Below are 19,225 nucleotides of genomic sequence, written 5' to 3'. Positions count from 1 at the left end.
ACGGCCCAATCGCCGTCAGGGGTTTCGTTACATCATGATTCCTCCATCTACATGAAGTGCATGCCCGTTCACATAACTCGCCTCATCCGAAGCCAAGAACAGGTAAGCATTCGCGATGTCCTGAGGGTTCCCGAGCCGCCCCATCGGCACCTGCCCCTTCATCTGATCGATCACATGTCCCGGCACGTTTTCGGTCATACTCGTCTCCGTAAACCCAGGCACGACGGCATTCACATTGATCCCTTTCCGCCCGAGCTCTTTCGCCCACGTCTTCGTCATTCCGACGATGCCCGCCTTCGAGGCCGCATAGTTCGTCTGCCCGATATTTCCGTAAACGCCGGACACCGAGGACGTGCTGATAATTTTCCCGTACCCGCGCGCTTCCATCGTCGGCAGTACGGCCTGCGTACAGTGGAACACACCCGTCAGATTCACATCGATCACTTGCTGGAACTGCTCCGGCGTCATCTTCTTGAGCATCGCATCCCTCGTGATCCCTGCATTATTGACGAGCACATCCACCGCTCCGTATGTATCGACCGTGAACTGAACGAGCTGGTCGACACTATCACGGTCCGCTACATTCGTTTGGAAAAAAGAGCAGCTGTGCCCATCCTCACTTAGTGCGTAAGCGCTCTTGATTCCCTCCTCTTCATTAAAATCCGCAAGCACGACCTTCGCGCCTTCTTCACAAAATGTCCGCGCCGCTGCAAACCCGATGCCCTGTGCGCCTCCTGTAATGATTGCTACCTTTCCGTTTAATCGATTCATACTGATTCCTCCTGTCGTTTTACTTTCGCAAAGAAACGCTCCATCGAACTCACTAACTCATCCGGCACATCTATCAGCGGCGAATGCCCGCACTGCTTGAATTCTTGATAAGCAGCCGTGTCCCCGAAGTCCGCGCGAAGCTCTTCTGTCATCTGCTTCGTCACAACCAAGTCATCTTCCCCCCAGCTGATCCAGACAGGTACCTCAATCCCACTCACATCAACATGGTGATGATTCAAAACATGGTACGTTTCCGCCAAGTTCCGCTGGGTCGTCATATCCTCCAAATACTTAGCGTACCGCTCTTCATCCGGTCGGTTGTGCACATAAATCGCGGCATCCCAAATCTGCCGGAGCAGGGCGTGGTTCCCTGTTTCATATGCTCCGTTCACCATCAGCGTCTTGGTATCCTTTTCCACATCCTCGAGGTCATTCAGATGATGCGCAACGTCCGGCATCCCGTCTTCTCCTGTCTTGAAAAAAGGGTACCCACGTGTCGAGGCCGATGCAATGAAATAAAGCGCCTTGCATCGATTGGGATATTTCACAGCGAACTGCTGTGCCACCGCTCCGCCGAGTGACCAGCCGACGAGCATGCAGGATTCCTCCCCGATCTCATCCAAAAACATAGCCAAGTCTTCCGCAAAGTCTTGGGTACCCGCCACTTTTTCAAAATACGTCGACTGACCGAACCCGCGAAGGTCCGGAGCATAGACTTTGTACTCCTCGGACAGTCGCTCGAGCACCACATCCCAGTGCACGGAAGAAGTCATATTGCCGTGGACAAGCACGACAACCTCGTCACCTCCCGGCCGCTCCTGATACGAAATCGTTTCTCCATTTGGCAGTTCCACTTGTTTCCTCATCATGCATCCCCCCATTGGATGACGTTCGCGCCCCACGCATAGCCAATCCCAGCGGAAACGAGGACGACGATATCACCCGATTTGATCTTCCCTTCTTCCAGTGCCAGTTCCATCGATAAAATTTGGTCGATCTGCCCGATGTGCCCGTAGTGATCCAAATAAATCGACTTTTCCTCCGACAAGCCGAGCTCCCCTAGCACATAGTGATGCGCCGATCGTTTCATGTGAAGCATCGCTATGTAGTCGATGTCCCCTTTGGTGATTCCGCTCTTCTCGAGCGCTTTTTCCACACAGACGATGAAGTTCGCCATCGACTTTTGATCGAGCCGCTCCTTCATCCCCTCCGGATCCATCACATCGAGCTGATACAACCCTTGCTCGAGCGTTTCTTTCGTGACCGGGTTCTTCGTCCCGCCTGTTGTCACGACGATATCCTCTGAAAAAGAACCATCCGTAATCATGTGCGTCGCCAGAACGCGGTTTTTCCGATGTCCTTTTTTCAACACCATCGCCCCACCGCCTGCACCGAGATTGTACATGAACCGGGTTCGCGGGTTGCTGTAATCGATGAAATCAACGTTCCGATAACCACCCCCGAGTAACACCGTCCGAATGCTCGGATCGGCAATCATCATGTCCTTGGCGAGCTTGATCGCCATGATAGCGGTGCCGCACCGGAGCGCGGTATCGAACGCCCACGCATTCACAGCGCCGAGGTCGTGCTGCATCTTGATGCCGGCTGTCCAGAGCGGATACTCCTTATGCTCCTCCCCGATACAGATGATCAGATCGATCTCCTCCGCCGAAATGGAAGCGCGATCCAGCGCCACCCTTGCTGCCCGCACACCCATTTCGACGGTATGATCCTCTTCCCCGGGGAGCGGCTTTTCGTAGATGCCCATCTTCGATTCAATGATCGACTGCGGAATCCCGGATGCTTTTGCGAGCTCCGCTGATGTCATCACTTTTTCCGGAATATAGGTACCGATGCTTACTACGCCTACATCATCCATGCGTACTCCCTCCTTTTATTCCGTCCGCCTCGCGCGCCACCTGATATAGCGATCAGCAAGGGTTCCGACGATGCCTTTCGGGAAAAATACGACGATCAGAATAAAGATCGTGCCGTACAAAATGATCCAACGCTCAAACAGCCAGTGGACATCGGAAAGATCCGACAGCCAGTGGTGCGCGAACTCGATCAAGCTCGCTCCGATGATTGGTCCGATCAACGTTCCGACCCCGCCGATGATCGTCATCAACAGGACGTCGATGGTCAGGTCCGTTGCGAATACACTCGTGTCTACGAATCGGAGCGACAAAATGTAGAGCACGCCACTGTAGCTGGCGACGACACCCGACACGACGCTGACGATCACTTTGTAGTGGAGCACCTGATAGCCGAGTGATTCTGTGCGGCTTTCGTTTTCCCGTATTGCGACGAGCACTTTTCCGAACGGCGATTTCGTCATCCGCCTCAGTCCGAAGAAGAGCAGCACGAGCGATAGAGCGGACAGCATGTAAAGCGTGAACGAATCGCGCAGCATGTCCGGAAGCCCGAAAGTAAAGCCGTCGCTTCCCCCGGTGACCTTGCGCCATTTTTCTGCTCCGACGAGGAATAGCCCTGCAAGAGCAAGCGTCAGCATCGCGTAAAAGTGGCTCTTCAATCTCAGCGTCAAGATCCCGACGATGAAACTGACCACTCCAGCGATGATTGCAGATACGAGGATGGCAAGGCCGAACGTGAAGATCGTCGGTTCGAAGCGATCGAATAGGACAGCCGTCGAATACGCCCCCACGCCGAAGAACATGACGTGCCCAAACGAAATGATGCCAGTGTAGCCGAGCAGCAAGTCGTAACTCATCGCGAAAATGCCGAAAACGAAGATTTGGATGATCAGGAACTGGATGCTCCTTCCGGTTACGAGAAACGGGACGACGAATAATAGAAACGCTATCGCCAAGTAGACCCAGGTACTTTTTTCAATAGTTCGTAGATTCATAGAGTCGCCTCCTTTCTATCGTAATGCGAATAAGCCTTGTGGACGGAAGACGAGGACGATCGCCATCAAGAGCATGTTCGTCGCCAAGGACAAGGCCGGGACGTAGTAGGCCATGAACGCTTGCGTCAAGCCGACGAGTAGGGCTGCAAACAGCGAACCTTTGAAATTGCCCATCCCCCCGATGACGACAACAATGAACGCAAGAATCGAGAATTCAAGTCCCATCTCTGCATAGATCACGCCGGAGTAAGCGGCATGGAGCATTCCGCTCAGTGCAGCAAGCGCCGCTCCGACCATGAAGACGAGCATGAATACGAGTTTGATATTGATTCCGAGCGACTGAATCATCTCTTTGTTCATCACCCCCGCCCTCACGATCAGACCGACTCTCGTTTTCTTGAATAAGTAGTAGAAAGCGAAGAAGATGACGAGGCCGATGACAATGATGAATAAGCGGTAGTTAATGAAGACGATATCCCCGACGACGAAACTTCCTTCTAAGTAGCTTGGTGGCGAAACCACCTTCTGATCCGGACCGAACACGACTTTGATGCACTCCTGCAGCACGAGCATGAATCCGAGCGTAATCAGAATCTGCTGGACGTGACTCCCGTAGACTGGCCGGACAATCAGCCGCTCTGTCACGAGGCCGAGTGCAAGCCCGATGACGATTGCTGTCCCAATACCGAGCAGGAAACTATCGGTCATGTGATACGCCCAGACTCCCGTGTATGCGCCCCAGATGAACAAGCCACCGTGCGCGAAATTGAGGACATCCATCAACCCGAATATCAACGTCAGCCCCGCTGCAAGCAGGAAAATGAGCATGCCTGTCGCAAGGCCGTTAACAGCTAAACTAACCAATACATCCATATCGCCCCTCCTATGAGATTCCGAGATATTTCTGCAGCAGCACTCCGTCTTGCTTCAGCTCGTTCATCTGACCCGACTGCACCGTCTGACCGTCATCAATGATATAAAAGCGATCTCCGATTCCGCTCGCCATCATGAAGTTCTGTTCGACAAGTACAATCGTCGTCTGTTCCTTCATCTGATGGATCGACTCCATCACTTTTTCTACAACGATCGGCGCGAGCCCCTTGCTCGGTTCATCGATCAAGAGCAGCTCGTTATCGTTCACATACGCACGCGATATCGCGAGCATCTGCTTCTGACCGCCACTCAGCTGACCTCCGGGTTTGTTCCAGAACTTTTTCAAATCGGGAAAAAGGTCGAGGATCCACTCCATGCGTGCTTTCGTCTCGCCATTCTCCTTCTTCATCGCGACACGCATGTTCTCTCCAACAGTCAGATCATAGAAAATGCCCTGGTCTTCCGGCACGTAGCCGATTCCTTTATTCGCAATCTGGTGCGGCTTTAAGTTGCGGATGGATTCGCCTTTGAACGTCAATGATCCACCTACGACAGGATTGAGTCCCATGATCGACCTCAAAGTCGTCGTTTTCCCGGCTCCGTTTCTTCCGAGTAGCACCGTGACCTCGCCCTTCGGCACGCGGAACGTGATGTCGTGCAAGATGTGGTACTGTTCGATATTCGCCTTCATGTGTCTCAGTTCAAGAAAGTCGCTCATTGTACATGCCTCCTAAGTACGCCGACTGGACGATGTCGTTTGCGATGATGTCCTCCGGCGTCCCTTGCGCAAGCAGTTCCCCGTGGAAAAGGACGAGCACTTCATCCGACAAGTCCATGATCATGTCCATCTTATGTTCGATCAGCACGATGGTCTGCTCTTTGCGTGCTTTAATATGCTCGATCACTTCGATAATCGCCGGCACCTCCTCAAGCGCCATCCCGGCCGTCGGCTCATCAAGCAGCAGAATCTCAGAATCCAGTGCCAACAGCATCGCAATCTCCAGCTTCCGTTTTTCCCCGTGAGCGAGATTCGCCGCGATCGTGTCCGCCTTCTTGTCGAGCAGTACTTTTTCAAGCAACGCATACGCCTCTTCCTGAAACTTCTTATAATGAAGGAAGTGGGCCATCATCTGATAGCGGACATTTCGCTTCGACTGCACGGCCAGCCGGACATTCTCAAGCACCGTCAAATTCGGGAATACGTTCGTGATCTGAAATGAACGCCCAATCCCGAGTCGTGACCGCTTCGTCGTCGACATGCTGGTAATATTCTCCCCTCGAAAATAGATCTCGCCTTCTGTCGGGGACAGTTGCCCGCTCAACAGATTGAAGAACGTCGTTTTCCCAGCACCATTCGGACCGATGATTGACGTAAGCTGCTTTTCCGCAATGTCGACCGTCACGTGATCGACGGCAGTATGCCCTCCGAATTGAATCGTTAAGTCTTTTGTTTCAAGCAACGCTCTCTTCCTCCTTTCAGAAAAAAAGGGGAGCTCGAACCCTCGAACTCCCCTCCCAACCTTTACTTCCCGTTCATAATCGGAGGTGCCGTTTCTTCTGGTGTAAGAACTTTCTTCAGCTCTGGGACAGGATAGTCGTGTTCATCACTTTCGACCAATGTGACCGAGTACATTTCCTGCAAGGCTTGGTGGTCCTCTGGACGGAATGTCATCGTGCCCTTAGGCGTTGCAAATTCCATGCCTTCCATCGTCTCGATCAGTTCTTTGGAGTCCGTCGATCCGTCTGTCTGCTTGAGCGCTTCGAGTACCGCAAGAGCAGCACTCATGCCGCCTGGTGTGAACAAGTCAGGAGCTTCGTCGTATTCCTCTTGGTGTTTCTCGACAAGCCAGTCGTTCACTTCGTTATCCGGAAGCGTGTGGTAGTAAAGCGTGAATCCATCCATGCCGACAAGTGGTGCCATCATCGGAAGGGTCGCGCGGTCCGCTACGCCTGTCGTGATCTTGATCCCTTTTTCCTGGACTTGCATGTCGACAATCTGATTCCAAGGCGTGTTCGCTCCAGCCCAGACGACGTATAAATAATCCGGATCGGAGTCGATGATTTTCTGGATATTCGCCGTGAAGTCTGTCGCTGCGGCATCTGCGTATTCTTCATGGATGATCTCCGCACCTAAATCCTCTGCTGCTGTCTTGAACGCAGAAACCCCATCACGACCGAACGCATAGTCCGGTGCCAGCGTGGCGATTTTCACTCCGTCGCCTGCAATCGCAGCTGCTGCAGCCGCTGCGTCCTGAGAAGAGTTACGCGCTGTACGGAACACATAATCGTTGTACTCCGCTCCCGTAATACTGTCCGCTGCCGCCGGTTCGACGACCATCACTTTTTCGTACTCTTCAGCAAGTGGCGTTACGGCGAGGGTATCACCGGAGCTGGATGAGCCGACGAGAAAATCGACGTCTTCATCCTCAAGCAATGTCAGCGCCTTTTGACGCGCCACTTTCGGATCGGTCTCCGTATCTTCGAAGATCACTTCGATCTTCTTGCCGGCGACTTCCATCGTTCCGTCTGTACCATAATCAAGCCCGAGTTCGAAGCCTTTCTTCGTCTGGTGTCCATAAGCCTCGAGTGCCCCGGTCAAGGAAGCGAGCACCCCGATCTTGATCGTCTCACCAGATTCTGCACCACTTTCTTCTGCGTCTCCACAAGCTGTCGCTACACTAAGAATAAGAACCATCATGAATGCGAAAAGCGCGTTTCTCTTCATTTGTATTCCTCCTTATTTGTTCCTCCGTGATAACGGAGCGTGGTTGCGGCCCACGTATAGCCTGTGCCTGCTGATGCGATGACGACGATATCTCCAGGCTGCAAATCTTTCTCCTTTTCAGCAAGATACAACCCATAGCAAGGGTCGAGCGCCGACATATGACCATAACCGTCCAAGTACACCGCCTGGTGTTCCTCCAAGCCGACTGATTCTAATATTTTCAAAAACATCGAACGCTTCGTATGAAGAGGCAGCAACAACTCAAGCTCATCCGCCCCGCTCTTCTCAAGCGACTGCTTGATGACACGCTCGAAATTCTGAAGCGACACAGGATCGAGCCGCTCCTTCATTCCGGATGGATCCGGCACATCGATATAGCGCGACTCCTCATCAGGGTGCATATCGACCGAACCACCACCAGGCACCAGCACGTCTTTGGAGAAAGAACCATCCGTCACGACCGATGAAGCGAGCGTCTCCCACTTGGTCGAATGTCTTGTCATCAGCGCGGCTGCTCCCCCATCCGCAAACGGGAACATGAACCTCGAACGCGGATTGTCATAGCTGACGATCATCGACTCCTTCGATCCGCCGACGAGCAGGATGTTCTCGATCTCCTCATCGGAGCGGAGCATATCCTTCGCCACCTTCACCGCCAGTGGGAAGCACGAGCTGACATTCATCAGTTCGAAGGCATACGCATTCGTCAGACCGAGTTCGTGTTGGATTTTCGAACTCGCCGTCCACACTTGATGGTCTTTGAAAGGACTTCCGAAATATATGAGCACATCAATCGATGCAGGGGAGACTGATTCGAGAATCTTTTTCCCCGCCGCCACTGCTAGGTCGGACGCATGCATCGACGCATCAGCGATATGCTTTTGCCGGAGCCCGAACTTTTGGATGATGACGTCCTCCGGAATCCCCGTCTTTCCTGACAGATCGGCAGCTGTTTCCACTCGTTCCGGGACGTAAATGCTCGTTTTTTCAATCCCGATCATTCGGACACCACCACCTGTTGATGGAGCGTCTTCTTATCGATTTTCCCAGTCGCGTTCTTCGGCAGTTCGTCTAAGACGATGACCTCTGTCGGCACTTTGTATTTGGCCAACCGCTTTTTACAAAAAGCTTGAATGTCCTCTTTGGAGATCGGATCGCCAACGAAGCTCACAAACGCTACAGGCACCTCTCCCCAGCGAGCATCTCTCGAGCCGACCACGGCGACTTCATCCACTGAAGGTAGTTCACTGATCACCTGCTCGACTTCGAGAGGGTAAATATTTTCACCGCCGGAGATGATCATGTCCTTTTTCCGTCCGGCTATATAAAAGAACCCTTCTTCATCTTGTTTCGCCAAGTCTCCTGAGTGCAGCCAGCCGTCTTGGATCGTTTCGGCCGTTTTCTCAGGGAGGCCCCAATATTCTTTCATCACGTTCGGACCTTTGATGAGAAGTTCTCCTACTTCCCCCGGTCCTGCCGTCGTTCCGTCTTCTCTCACTAATTTCACATCACAAAAGGTGACAGGCTTCCCGATGGATCCTGCTTTCCTTCGGTAATCTTCCTTTGCTATCATGAAGACGGTGGGAGCCGTTTCGGTCATCCCGAATCCTTGCCCGAATGGCAGGCCGCGCTCGACATAGGCTTGAATCAATTCCTTCTGACACGGTGCGCCGCCGCTGTAAAACCAGCGTACCGATTCGAAATTCGCGGTTTCGAATGAAGGAGACTGCCTGATCGCGCTATGGATGGTCGGAACCCCCATCACCACTGTCAACTTATACTCTTCAATCCAGTCGATGACCTGTTCCGGATCGAACCGTCTCGGCATATACATCGTGCCGCCTGTCAGCAACGTCGGCAGCGCGAACAACCCGATGCCTCCGATGTGGAAAAGCGGCAGAATCACGAGTGTCCGGTCATCTGATGTCAAATCGAGCGCATGCTGGTTATTGATCGCATTCCAGAACATGTTTTCCTGCGTCAGCACCGCCCCTTTCGGATTCCCCGTCGTCCCGGACGTATAGCAGATGATAAACGGATCATCGCTGTTCCCTTCTCTTGGAATTTCCTTATACCTTGCGTGATGAATGTCATCAAAAAGGTAAGCGTTTTCAAAATTAACAAGACTAGTTAGTTCAACATACAGTTCTCCCATCTCTTCTTCATAAAGCATCGCCGTTGCGCCACTATCCTTCACCTGGTAAGCGAGTTCCGCTGCCGTGAGACGGATGTTGAGCGGTACGACAATCACCCCGATCTGCGCGACCGCAAAGTAAGCGATCATATACGCTTCCCGGTTTTGTGACAAAATCGCCAACCGGTCTCCTTTTTTCAAATGCAGCTTGTGCTTCAGTACTCCCGCCATCCGGTGGACTTCCCGAGAGAGTTCTCGATATGTATATTGATCGCTCTCCCCGACCAGCGCTATCCGCTCCGGCGTCATCCACCCACGTTTATGGATCCATTCATCCATCGTGTGCATGGTATCACCTCCTTTTTAGGTATTAAGACCATGAAAGACCAGCTCCATCGCTTCTTCAAAAACATACTCGGGCACTTCCTCCTCTTCCCAAAACACCCAGCGCATCCCGATGAACTGCCCGATCCCCATCAAACAATAGGCGATCGCCTCCGTATCGAGTGGCTTGCATTCTTCGTTCTGGATGGCTTCCTCGAGAGCATTCATGAATCCGTTCGCCAACTTTTCATAGTACCAGCGATACAAATCCTTATCGACGAGCACCGACTGCTGGATGATGCTGTACGAATTCCGGTGCGTCATCACCCACGTGAAAAAGGCTTTGAATCCAGCGCGCTGCTTCTCCTCAAACGTCTCTTCCCCTTCGATGGCGAGCTTGACGTTGTGACGTAGCGTCGAACTTAAATCTCGCACCAACTCGTCGTAGATCGACTTTTTCGTCGGGAAGTAATTGTAGAACGTTCCTTGTGCGACGCCTGATTTGAACGTAATCTCTACAATCGATGCGTCGAAATATCCCTTCTCGCTGAACACGGTTTCCGCTGTTTCCAACAGCTTCTTCCGGGTCATCAACCCTTTCTTCGTTAATGGCTGACTCTTCATTTCTGACATGTGAACCACCTCTCAGTTTTCAATTATATGTAATCGTCAGAATATTATCAACACTTTGTTTTCGACATTTCTCTCTACCTTCCTTTTTAAACTGATTGTCTTCTTAATTCGTCACATAGGAGAATGCTCTCTTCCTTTTCGAAAAAGAATTAGGAGCGAAATGGCAGAGAGACGCTCTTTCTCGGACTTTTTCATAGCTTGGAAGATGGAAAAGGGCAGAGAGAGAGGTTCTCTTTAACGTTTTGAGCATTATGTTTGGAGAAAAAGGCAGAGAGGACAAAAAAAAGCGCTGAGCTTAGACTCAGCGCTTCCTCTTATTTATTGAACTCGATCACATTACCAGCAGGATCCGTCACATATACCTGATGCCACGGCGTTTTGTTCGTCGGTTTGTTGACATACTCGACTCCGTGATCATCCAAGCGTTTCAAGAATCCTTCCATATCACTTACACGAACGGCGAAATGCCCGTCACGTGTGTCGATTTCTGTCGTGCCCCTCAGCGTTTTCCCCTCTTTATGTAGAATCAAATGAAGCTGGGTATCACCGATTTGATACCAGGCTCCTGGGAAGCCGAAATCCGGTCGCTCGCTGCTTTCTTCGAATCCTAGTACTTCTCCGTAAAAGTGTTTCGCTTGCTCAATATCTGTGACGATGATAGAAACGTGGTGAATGAACTTGTACATGATTCCTCGTCCTCCTTTATGATTCCATTTTACCATGAACCGGCGCTAGATTATTGCACGGTGTATCCTCCGTCGATGACAGCCGCTTGCCCGGTAATGCTTCTCGCTTTGTCACTGCATAAGAATATCGCGTAGTCCGCAACCTCACCCACTTGCAAGAGGCGCTTCTGGGGTACGAGCGGATAAATGACTTCCTCAAGCACCTTCTCTTTGTCGACGCCACGCGTTGTCGCCAAGTCCGCGAGCTGGTTCTGGACAAGGGGCGTGTCGACATAGCCGGGGCAGATCGCATTGACCGTCACACCGTGATCTGCTCCTTCGAGTGCGGTCACTTTCGTCAAGCCGATCACCCCATGCTTGGCGCTGTTATAGCCCGCTTTTCCAGCAAAACCGATCAAGCCGTTGATCGACGCCATGTTCAGAATGCGCCCGTACCCCTGTTTTTTCATATGAGGGAAGGCGTGCTTGATGCCGTAAAACGGTCCTTTTAGCATAATGTCGAGAATGAGTCCGAACTTCTCCGAGGGAAATTCTTCTATCGGCGCGACGTGCTGGATACCGGCATTATTGACGAGGATATCGATGGCGCCAAACGCCTCGACCGTTCTCTCTATTGCGTGCTTCACATCATCTTCCTTGGCAACATCCGCTACAACACCTTCCGCCTCGCTGCCCTCGCCCTTCAACTGTGCAACGGCATCATTCAACGCCTCTTCCTTGATATCACTCACCATTACTTTAGCACCGCTCCTAGCAAATGCGGTTGCGATTTCCAAGCCAATCCCCTGACCTGAACCGGTAATGAGCGCGACTTTTCCTTCCAGCATCCTATCGTCTCCTTTTTTATAAAAAAGCGCAGACGAGTGCGTCTGCGCTTGGAGTCATCAGTTATGAATATACTTGGTGAATACATCTTGGAAGTCTTTCTGCGTATGCTCGTTATATTTTTCCGTGAACCACTTATAAGCGAACTCTGCCGCCTGTTGGAATTCTTGGGAAATATCATTGTCATGGAAACGATTGTCTTTAATCAATCCGCTCGCCGTGTTGACACTGTTCAGAGCGAATTCGTGGTGACGCTCGTCCTCTTCTTGAATCTGGCCGATCTCGACAAGCGTCTTATACAAGTCAGCGATTGCTTCGCCTTCATCTTTGGCAATATCGACACTGAAGTATTGACTGCCCATAGAGAACTTGATTTCAAGATCCAAATCAATCGTACCAGCGGTTTCGATCGAGACGTTCTTGATCGGGTTTTTATAATAATCGTAGCGGTAAATGTTTCGCTTACTGCTGGATGCTTTCTCGCCATCCAAGTGGATCAACGCGCGGTTGGTGAAGCAGTACTCATCTGTTTTCGATTTGATAAGAAAATGGATCTTCTCGCCATCTTCCGTCAGAACAAAATCATCGGATTGCGCTTTGTCGAAATCCTCTCGACTGATAATACGGCCAATATCGCTTAAGCCTAGCGCATCACTTGCAATCTTCTTAAACATTCGCTTCGACCTCCTAATCAATGTCACTTCCTTTTCATCTTAGCACAAGGAAAATCAGGTCAAAAGAGAAATAAGCATTAAAAAAAGCCCCCACCTCGTCCTTGAGGCGCAGGGCTTCGTCCGTGAACACGAACTTTGTCTCCTAAGTATGAGACAATAAAAAGTATAGCATGAAATATGTATACCTGTAAGATTTAAAGCGCTTTTTTTAAAGAATCCTTTATAATGGGACATTGGGGTCAGGGAGTTTGTCCCGTATTTCTGGGACAAACTCCCTGACCCCTATGAACGACCGAACAAAGATTTCCAGAATCCTGGTTTCTCTTCTTGTTGTGGAGGCTTCTCTTCTACGGTGATGTCCTCTTTTTCTATCGCATAATCAACGGCGAGCACCGCTCCGATTTCCGTCTCGACTTCCTGATTATCCACTGTCGTATGCTGGATCCCCTGCTCATTGGCAAGCTGCCTGTACGGCTTTCGGAAGCGATAGCTGACTTGACGGTCGAGGAGAAGCTTTGCATCAGGGTGTTCTTTCATTGCCTGCTCCATCTCTGCGAGGCCCTGTCCCTGAACGAGCTGGCCATTCGTCAGCACAAGGACGATCCGCTCTCTCAGCGTCCCTAAATATTTTCTCCGCTCGGAAGGATTGATCTCTTTTGGCCCGTAAATGCCTTCCTGCAAATAATCATCGACATCTTTCTTCATCGCGCACACCTCACTTAGTGAGTAGTATGTACATTATAGCGCGCCTGAACTCTAGGAAAAAACATTACGGCTTGTGGGCGCTAGCTTCCCTTTTCATCACGATTTCTTTTCAAAAGGTAACAGAGAAGCTTCCTCTCTTCCCTTTTGCTGCACTTCCCAGCTCGAAATGGCAGAGAGAACGCTCTTCTCTGCCATTTTCACCATTGCCACAGCTCAAAAGGGAAGAGAGAGCCTTCTTCAGTGCCATTCTCACACATTCAATCCCCTAAAATGGCAGATAGCCTAGCCCTCATTCAAATTTAATCCGTCTCATCCCGATCGACAGAAACACAACCGTGAATCCGAGCAAGACTGCCAAAGGTCCAGCAAGCTCCGCGAACGTCCCCGCTCCTGCGGTCAAAGCTCGAAAACCGTCCATCGCCCATGTCTGCGGAACGAACTCCGCCATTTGCTGCATGAAGTCCGGCATGATCTCAACCGGCCAGTACACGCCGCCGAGCATACACGTAGAAAAAATGATCAAGTTGCCGTACATCGACTGCTGCTCCGACGTCTTCACGAATCCTGCGATAAACAAGCCGAGCCCGATTGTGCAAAGCAGCAAGGCTGATACTAGGACGATGTTGCCGAGGACACTGCCCCAGTACACGCCGAAGATCAAGGACGACGCGATCATCAGCACGCCGAATTGCATCCACCCGATTAAGAAAAAGGCGAGTAAGTAGCCGAGTACAATCTCCATTTTCGATGCTGGTGTGGACAGGAGACGGTACCAGACTCCGTTTTGCTTCGCTTCCAGCATGACGCCTGTGCTCGAGAGCATGGCGATCATCACGAACATGATTGCGAATCCCGCAGAGCGTGCGGTAACGTTATCCATCGCCTGGATTTCCTCATCGGTCGTGACGTTCACTGTTTGGACGGTACGCTCCCCTCCATCTGAACTCCCAGCCATCTTCACAAAACTGTCTGCAAAACTCGCATCCGTCAACGCTGCATATTCAGACGCCGCTTCTGCGTGAATCGCCACTTCGACCAAGCGATTATTTATCCAATTCGAAAGGACGGATGCTCCTTCAAACGCTGGAAGGTAGGAAAACGAAACATCCGGCATTCCTGCTAATACGCTCTCTTCAAAAGAATCTCCCATCACCACGTAGCCGGATAGATTCTGATCCGCCAACGATTGATCGGCTTCCTCCAGGGACATGCCCACAACGTTCATCAGCTCTGAACCTTCGAGCTTTTCCAACAACGCTTCTGATACGACCGACTGATCCTGGTCGACGACAGCAATCTGAGGTTTCGCTCGTTCACCGCCTCCTGAGAACATCGCCCCGAAGATGAACGTGAACAACAGCGGCATTCCGAACATCACGACGTACGACTGCGGCTTCTTGAACATCCGCTTCCACTCCATCACAGCCAGTGTCCAAATCCGTTTCATATCTCCCACTCCTTTACCTTACTTGTAATCGCGTGGCTCCGACTCCTAAGCACGCTGCGCCGAACAGAACGAGCAGCGCTGCCGGCATATACAAGTCTCCCCACGCCGTGCCGGTCATGATTTCTAGAAAACTATCGAGAGCCCATTTGTTCGGAATGACGTTGGATATCGACTGGATCGCTCCAGGAAAAGCCGCTACCGGAATCATCGATCCGCCTAGCAGCGCCAGGATTTGCACACCGATTCCGCCGATACTGTCCGCTGTTTTCTCTTCTTTCACAAGGCTTGCAAGCATCATTGCCAAACCGGATACTGCGATCGCGTAGGCTACTACGATGAACGATACTTGCCACAGATTCTCTCCCCACGACACTTGGAACATGAAGTACGTCGCGGCCAGGAACAAGCTGAATTGGACGAGCGTGAATGAAAGCGTGCCGAGGAATTTACCGCCGATGATGTGGTAGGACCTCACCGGGGTCATCGCCAACCGAGCCAACGTTTGCGTGTGGCGTTCCTGCAAAATCGACCGCGCACCGACTGTCGCGTTAAACAGGAGGAACATGACGCCCATCGCTGCAGCATAATATTGCATCCCGTTCAGTGTCTGCTCGCCTTTTTCACCAGAAGCCAACTGGATCGAGTCCTGTTCTGCTATGGAGATGGCGGTTGTGGAAAAACCACCTGCCGCAGCTGCCACTTCGACATCTCCTGCTTCTGCAAGTGCTGTCGCAAAGCGATCGGTCGTCTCTGTAACGGCCTGGACCCGGTCGATATAGGAAGTCAGCATCGATTCGATGATGGAAGCTTGCAGCGTTTTGTCCGGGTCGGTCAGGACCGTCACGTCCGCTGTCCCGAGCTTCTCTCCCCATTCGTTCGGCAGAAGCACCCCTACATCGACCTCCCCTTTGTTCATGGCATTCTCCACTTCACCACCATTGTCAAAAGAAACCACCGTCACGTCCTCACTCGGCAGTACACCGTCCACCCATTGATTCGTCCGCTCATCCTCCGTGTCATAGGCTACGCCGACTGTCGTGGCGGGCATTGACGCGTCGTCTCCGAAGTTGCCGCCGAGCGCGGATCCGAGAATCGCGGTCAGGACCAGAGGCATCAGCAGCATCATCACTAGGCTGCGGCGATCTTTCAACCTTAAAGCCAAATCTTTCATCGCAATCGTAAACATCGCATTATCCTCCTAATCCCTTAAAGTCCGGCCGGTCAGCTGTAAAAATAGTGCCTCCAAGTTCGGCTCCTGCACATCCATCGCCGAAACTTTCATGCCGTTTTCCACAATCGCCGCCATGATATCGCTGATTACCTCGTTCGGTTGTTGCACAAACACGTCATACGTCTTCTGCTCCCTTACCGTCATCCGGTCGACTTGCGGCAGGTTCTCAATCGCCTTCACTCCTGCCTCATTCGTTTCCTCCAGCACAAGGCGGATCACCGTCCCGCCAACTAGACGCTTACATAAATCTTTGTGCGTACCGCTCGCAATCACTTCGCCGTAGTCCATGATCCCAACCCGGTCGCACAGAAACTCGACCTCTTCCATGTAGTGACTTGTGTAAATCATCGTCATGCCCGCTTGGTTCAGCCGCTTCACCGTTTCGAGGATGTGATTCCGCGATTGCGGATCGATGCCGACCGTCGGCTCATCCATAATCAGCAGTTCCGGTTCGTGCATCAGCGCAGCTCCGATATTGATCCTCCGTCTCATTCCGCCGGAAAACGTCTCGATCGTCTCTTTTCCACGCTCGGACAAGCCGACGATCGAGAGCACTTCTTCCGCCCGCTTCTTCGCCTGCTTGCGGGATAAGCCGTACATTTTGCCCCAGAACAGCAAATTGTCCCGCGCCGACATTGTTGGGTACAACGCGATTTCCTGCGGGACGATGCCGATCCGCTTTTTCATCGACGGGTCCATCGGCTTCTCTCCCCATAAAATCGTCCCGCCGTCATTCGGAACGAGCCCCGACAGCATCGCGATCGTGGTCGACTTCCCGGCTCCATTCGGTCCCAACAGGCCGAACGCTTCCCCTTTTTCTAAACGGAAGGAAACGTTCTTCACGACTTCCTTCTTCCCGTATCGTTTGTTCAACTCGTTCACCTGAAGCATTGCCGTCACTCCTCATTCTTTGATGTCTTTATCATACTTCGGTCAGGTAAAAGGGGAATCTCCCAAGCGATAGATTTGCATAAAAAAAAGACAGCTGCAGTAGCTGTCTCGGCATGTGCCAAAAGTCATGACTCAGAAAGTGGTGATGCCGTAACGGACGGCAAAAATGGCGGCCTGCGTACGATCGCGCACCTCTAGTTTACCGATCAGGTGCGAGACGTGGTTCTTCACCGTGCCTTCTGATATATATAGTTGGGACGCGATTTCTTTATTGTTCATGCCTTCCCCGAGCTTTCTCAACACTTCCCTCTCTCGTTCGGTAAGATCATGGATGATTGACGGTACATCTTGCGAAGGAAAAATTTCTTTCTCGAGCTCTTGCCGGCGCTTCATCTCGCTGATGATTTCTGCCGTCAGATGCTGTGGGAGCACGATGCCGCCGGAGTGAACGGTCATGATCGCCTGGACGATCGAGTCGGTCGGCATGTCTTTAAGCAAGTACCCGTGCGCCCCTTCGGTCAAAGCCTCGAGGATCAGTTCGGTATCGGAGAAGGTCGTGAGCATCAACACTTTCGTATCGAGCAAGGAAGACGTAATCAAGTTCGCACCTTTCACGCCGTTCGTCCCCGGCATGCGGATATCCATCAAGACGATGTCCGGCTTTTTTTCGAGAGCAAGCTCGTATGCTTCACGCCCATCAGATGCGACACCGACGACGGACAGTTCCGGCTTCAAATCGAGGATTGTCGCGAGCCCGTCGCGCATCAGTTCCTGGTCATCTACAATCATAATCTCAATCACGTACGCCACCTACTCTCCATGTCATTCGTTTCAACGGGAATTCAGCTTGAATCGTAAAACCTTGATTCGGATTCGTTTCAAACGTGAGCGTGCCACCATGTTCCTGCACACGCTCGCGCATGTTCTTGATACCGAAGCCCGGCTGCACGTCGCCTGCCCCTTTTCCATCATCCGTGATATGCATCGCAACGTGCTCATTCGTAATCGCGAGGTCCACTTCGCACGTTTTCGCCCCGCCGTGCTTCACGGCGTTCGTCAGCGACTCCTGCACCAGCCGCGTCAACGACCACTGTACAGACGGCGGAATGTTCGAACCATCCCCTTCGACATTCAACGTCGACGCAAGCCCCGTCTGATCTTCATACTCCTGCAGCATCTCCCTCACTTTTGTTACAAAAGAGCGCGGATCCCCCGCATCATCTTGCAGCGCCCGCACCGACATTCTCGTCTCGTGCAGCGCTTCCCGCGCCAATCCCTCCGACACACGGAGAGCGGACGTGCTTTTTGCAGGATCGGCCGCTTGCAGTTCCTTAGCAACCTGAAGTTGCATCAGAAGCGCCGTCATCTTGTGCCCGACCGTATCATGGATTTCCCGCGAGATCCGGTTGCGCTCCTCGATCGCCGTCAGCTCCTCGACCTGCTCGGAGTACTGCTTCAACTGCTCGTGCGCTTCCTTCAACTCTTTATACTGGGTACTGACCGTTTCCTGCGCTTCTGTCAGTCTATAAATCAACCGTCCGACAATCGCACAGAACACAACGAACGCCCCACTGATGAGATTATCAAACAGATAGAATTGCCCCGCCGCTTGAAACGCGAAGACATTAATCGTAGAAAAAATGATCAGAAAAGCCGCTGCGTAAGGAAGAAGCACCTGTTTCCGATTCTCAAATAACAATAGCGTCACCGCTTCGACTCCGAACAAAATCAAATAGAGCGTCGAATCAACATCCAGCATTCCGAGGGTGAAAATAATCGCAAAATCCACCGCCAATATGTAAGGAAGCCTTTTCTCCCCAAAGGAACTGTTCAACGTGAAGTGGGTGGCGGTAAACCCGAGCACCGCTAGAATGACGATTGTCGTATAGAAAGGTGTATCTGGAAGATTGAGATAGTACACGCAGCTGATCAAATAGAACATCACAAGCCGGATCATGCCCAAGTTATCAAGTTTCACAATGTCACCTCTTTTTTCTTAGTTTACATGATTGTCGGTTTGATGTGGACGCTCTCTTCCATTTTATGTTGGGCTTACGTTGAAAAAATCAGATAGAGGGGGTTCTTTGACGTTTTTGTGGAGTGTTTTGTCCGGGACGGAAGATAGGCGAGGGTTCTGTGACTTTTCATGGAATTATTCCGCTCGAAACGGCAGAGAGAAGGGCTTTCTCTTACTTTTTGCTGGTCTGTCGTTTATAAAATGGCAGCTAAACTGTTTCTGTGACATTTCAGCAGGTTGATATAATCAAAACGGCAGCTAGAAACCCTCTCTTTGACATTTTAACAGCATCCTTAGTCAAGTCCGCAATCTTGTGTAAATTGATATCCACAATGAAATTACCTATATGGTTGAGAAGATAGTTTTGATTTACCGGAGGAAAGGGCCCTTTCCTCCGGTAAATCAATTTCCACCTGGTTT

At 51.5% G+C, this 19,225-nt stretch carries 20 protein-coding genes; all 20 read right to left on the bottom strand.

Annotated features, from left to right (window positions below):
• Positions 1 to 27: 27 nt before the first annotated feature.
• Positions 28 to 771 carry a 3-oxoacyl-ACP reductase FabG gene (fabG, locus tag E4663_RS17895; protein WP_135328641.1) on the bottom strand — a complete coding sequence of 248 codons (744 nt, stop codon included), beginning with the start codon at positions 769 to 771 and terminating at the stop codon, positions 28 to 30.
• Positions 768 to 1,637 (bottom strand): intracellular short-chain-length polyhydroxyalkanoate depolymerase, encoded by an 870-nt coding sequence (gene phaZ, locus E4663_RS17890; protein WP_241657238.1) that lies wholly within the window; start codon positions 1,635 to 1,637, stop codon positions 768 to 770. Before phaZ ends, fabG begins: the two co-directional genes overlap by 4 nt.
• Positions 1,637 to 2,650: a 3-oxoacyl-ACP synthase gene (locus E4663_RS17885; protein ID WP_135328639.1), complete on the bottom strand. Its 1,014-nt coding sequence runs from the start codon at positions 2,648 to 2,650 to the stop codon at positions 1,637 to 1,639. Before E4663_RS17885 ends, phaZ begins: the two co-directional genes overlap by 1 nt.
• Before the next feature lie 15 nt (positions 2,651 to 2,665).
• Positions 2,666 to 3,640: a branched-chain amino acid ABC transporter permease gene (locus E4663_RS17880; RefSeq protein ID WP_135328638.1), complete on the bottom strand. Its 975-nt coding sequence runs from the start codon at positions 3,638 to 3,640 to the stop codon at positions 2,666 to 2,668.
• Positions 3,641 to 3,655: 15 nt separating this feature from the next.
• Entirely contained in the window at positions 3,656 to 4,513 is an 858-nt protein-coding gene (locus E4663_RS17875; RefSeq protein WP_079478631.1) for a branched-chain amino acid ABC transporter permease, read from the bottom strand.
• A 10-nt stretch (positions 4,514 to 4,523) separates the two neighbouring features.
• Entirely contained in the window at positions 4,524 to 5,231 is a 708-nt protein-coding gene (locus E4663_RS17870) for an ABC transporter ATP-binding protein (protein ID WP_135328637.1), read from the bottom strand.
• Positions 5,215 to 5,973, bottom strand: coding sequence for an ABC transporter ATP-binding protein (locus E4663_RS17865; RefSeq protein ID WP_135328636.1), 759 nt, complete (start codon positions 5,971 to 5,973; stop codon positions 5,215 to 5,217). The genes E4663_RS17870 and E4663_RS17865 overlap by 17 nt, the downstream gene beginning before the upstream one ends.
• Before the next feature lie 62 nt (positions 5,974 to 6,035).
• Entirely contained in the window at positions 6,036 to 7,238 is a 1,203-nt protein-coding gene (locus E4663_RS17860; RefSeq protein ID WP_135328635.1) for a substrate-binding domain-containing protein, read from the bottom strand.
• A complete protein-coding gene (locus tag E4663_RS17855) occupies positions 7,235 to 8,239 on the bottom strand; it encodes a 3-oxoacyl-ACP synthase (RefSeq protein ID WP_135328634.1) in 1,005 nt (334 codons plus the stop codon). The genes E4663_RS17860 and E4663_RS17855 overlap by 4 nt, the downstream gene beginning before the upstream one ends.
• The gene (menE, locus tag E4663_RS17850) at positions 8,236 to 9,720 is read right to left on the bottom strand and encodes an o-succinylbenzoate--CoA ligase (protein WP_135328633.1); all 1,485 of its coding nucleotides are present in this window, start codon (positions 9,718 to 9,720) and stop codon (positions 8,236 to 8,238) included. Before menE ends, E4663_RS17855 begins: the two co-directional genes overlap by 4 nt.
• Before the next feature lie 15 nt (positions 9,721 to 9,735).
• Entirely contained in the window at positions 9,736 to 10,329 is a 594-nt protein-coding gene (locus E4663_RS17845; protein ID WP_135328632.1) for a TetR/AcrR family transcriptional regulator, read from the bottom strand.
• 314 nt (positions 10,330 to 10,643) lie between these two features.
• Positions 10,644 to 11,015: a glyoxalase superfamily protein gene (locus E4663_RS17840; protein WP_135328631.1), complete on the bottom strand. Its 372-nt coding sequence runs from the start codon at positions 11,013 to 11,015 to the stop codon at positions 10,644 to 10,646.
• 50 nt (positions 11,016 to 11,065) lie between these two features.
• Positions 11,066 to 11,842 carry a 3-hydroxybutyrate dehydrogenase gene (locus E4663_RS17835; protein ID WP_135328630.1) on the bottom strand — a complete coding sequence of 259 codons (777 nt, stop codon included), beginning with the start codon at positions 11,840 to 11,842 and terminating at the stop codon, positions 11,066 to 11,068.
• Positions 11,843 to 11,899: 57 nt separating this feature from the next.
• Positions 11,900 to 12,514 (bottom strand): PH domain-containing protein, encoded by a 615-nt coding sequence (locus E4663_RS17830; protein WP_135328629.1) that lies wholly within the window; start codon positions 12,512 to 12,514, stop codon positions 11,900 to 11,902.
• Between the two features lie 282 nt (positions 12,515 to 12,796).
• Positions 12,797 to 13,219, bottom strand: coding sequence for a YueI family protein (locus tag E4663_RS17825; RefSeq protein ID WP_135328628.1), 423 nt, complete (start codon positions 13,217 to 13,219; stop codon positions 12,797 to 12,799).
• Positions 13,220 to 13,508: 289 nt separating this feature from the next.
• Positions 13,509 to 14,666 carry an ABC transporter permease gene (locus tag E4663_RS17820; RefSeq protein ID WP_135328627.1) on the bottom strand — a complete coding sequence of 386 codons (1,158 nt, stop codon included), beginning with the start codon at positions 14,664 to 14,666 and terminating at the stop codon, positions 13,509 to 13,511.
• Between the two features lie 13 nt (positions 14,667 to 14,679).
• Complete coding sequence (locus tag E4663_RS17815; RefSeq protein ID WP_135328626.1) at positions 14,680 to 15,852, bottom strand: ABC transporter permease; 1,173 nt, start codon at positions 15,850 to 15,852, stop codon at positions 14,680 to 14,682.
• A 12-nt stretch (positions 15,853 to 15,864) separates the two neighbouring features.
• On the bottom strand, positions 15,865 to 16,788 hold the full coding sequence (locus E4663_RS17810) for an ABC transporter ATP-binding protein (protein ID WP_135328625.1): 924 nt from the start codon (positions 16,786 to 16,788) through the stop codon (positions 15,865 to 15,867).
• Between the two features lie 132 nt (positions 16,789 to 16,920).
• The gene (locus E4663_RS17805) at positions 16,921 to 17,589 is read right to left on the bottom strand and encodes a response regulator (protein ID WP_079478617.1); all 669 of its coding nucleotides are present in this window, start codon (positions 17,587 to 17,589) and stop codon (positions 16,921 to 16,923) included.
• Positions 17,582 to 18,745, bottom strand: a complete 1,164-nt coding sequence (locus tag E4663_RS17800) for a sensor histidine kinase (protein ID WP_241657239.1) — start codon at positions 18,743 to 18,745, stop codon at positions 17,582 to 17,584. The genes E4663_RS17805 and E4663_RS17800 overlap by 8 nt, the downstream gene beginning before the upstream one ends.
• Positions 18,746 to 19,225: the final 480 nt, after the last annotated feature.

Origin of the sequence: Halobacillus salinus, from assembly GCF_004684905.1 — a bacterium.
Classification (GTDB): Bacteria; Bacillota; Bacilli; order Bacillales; family Halobacillaceae; genus Halobacillus; species Halobacillus salinus.
The sequence above is the reverse complement of the archived record's forward strand: the minus strand, read 5'-3'. Positions and strand labels throughout refer to the sequence as shown.